The 1,260-nt window shown below is 42.6% G+C and carries 1 protein-coding gene; it reads right to left on the bottom strand.

Going from position 1 to position 1,260, the window contains the following annotated elements:
- Positions 1-236: 236 nt before the first annotated feature.
- A complete protein-coding gene (locus DXV75_RS16985; protein WP_115594610.1) occupies positions 237-584 on the bottom strand; it encodes a DUF3024 domain-containing protein in 348 nt (115 codons plus the stop codon).
- Positions 585-1,260: the final 676 nt, after the last annotated feature.

The following is a 1,260-nucleotide window of genomic DNA, read 5'->3' as shown; positions in this document are numbered from 1 at the left end:
CGTTTATAGCGCTGCCAAAAAAAAGAAGCTGGGCTGACTGCGGAAAGGTGAGCCGGGTGGGTAGCCCTTGCCGTTTCTGTATAACAGCGTTGCTGAGCAACATTGAGATAGTACTGGGGGCTAACGCCCGCATAACGGGCAAAAACACGTAGGCTACAATACCAAGCGAAGCGCAGGGAGCCTACGTGTTTTTGTCCCTAGCGAGCGCAGCGAGTGTTAATGCGTTTGTTATGTGCCTACCCAAAAAAGCAGCCATGATCGTCACTGTTTACCGTTGAGAATACCGACTCAATTGACTTAACTTGTGGCGTAGGTTCGTAGCTGTACCATTTTAGATTTTGACGCAACCAATAGATTTTCCAGATACCTTGAGACTTAACAAAACTGGCTTTAGCAAATGGATATTCTTTATATTCGCTTGGATTATTCCAAACCGGGCGAATTTCAAAGATAAACAAAGATTGGTCTTCTAAACGCCAGCCAATATCTAGTTTACTGCGAAATTCTGGAGGTGGCCTACGAGCAGCTAGAAACGATTCAGCTGCCTTCTCCACTTTTTTAATTTCAAATTCACTTAAAGCCATAGAATCCTAAATTTCCTCTGGCACATAACGCCCGATTAACGGGTAAAAAATTTTGGGCTAAAATTGAGCGAAGCGAAAAGCCCGTAAGTTTTTTATCCCTGTTTAATTGCTTGTTAGGTGTACCTACCAAAACCACAAATTGAGTCCTTTTTTTGGACGATATGAAAAATCATATTCACCTGATTTTGCTGAATCGATTGACGAACTAAGACTAGGAATATTATCAAGAGAGATAGAAAGAACTAACTTTCCGTCCTCATTTTTTAGATCTCATACCTCATCTTCCTCACAGAGTACTAAGACAGCCTTAGATTCAGGTATTTTTTTAAGGCTCGATGAGGCACTCCATTTATCAGGTGTATCCAAAACAAAAGTTCGCTTAGATCCAACAGGAGAACACGACAATATTGAGAGCAGTTCTAAAAGAGACTGATAACCTTGTTGGTCACACGTCATATGCCAACCAGGAAAGTTCTTCTGAAAAGGTACGTATCTCCATATGGCTATACTTCCTTGTTTCTTCCATTTATGCAGGTCCATTTGTACACCTAACGCTCCGCATAACGGGCAAAAAGACGTAGGCTACAATAACGAGCGAAGCGAGGGAGCCTACGTGTTTTTGTCCCAAGCGAGCGTAGCGAGTGGTTAATGCGTTTGTTAGCCCTGCCGATGAACT

Source organism: Alteromonas aestuariivivens (assembly GCF_003367475.1).
In the GTDB taxonomy this organism is placed as follows: domain Bacteria; phylum Pseudomonadota; class Gammaproteobacteria; order Enterobacterales; family Alteromonadaceae; genus Alteromonas; species Alteromonas aestuariivivens.
The sequence above is the reverse complement of the archived record's forward strand: the minus strand, read 5'-3'. Positions and strand labels throughout refer to the sequence as shown.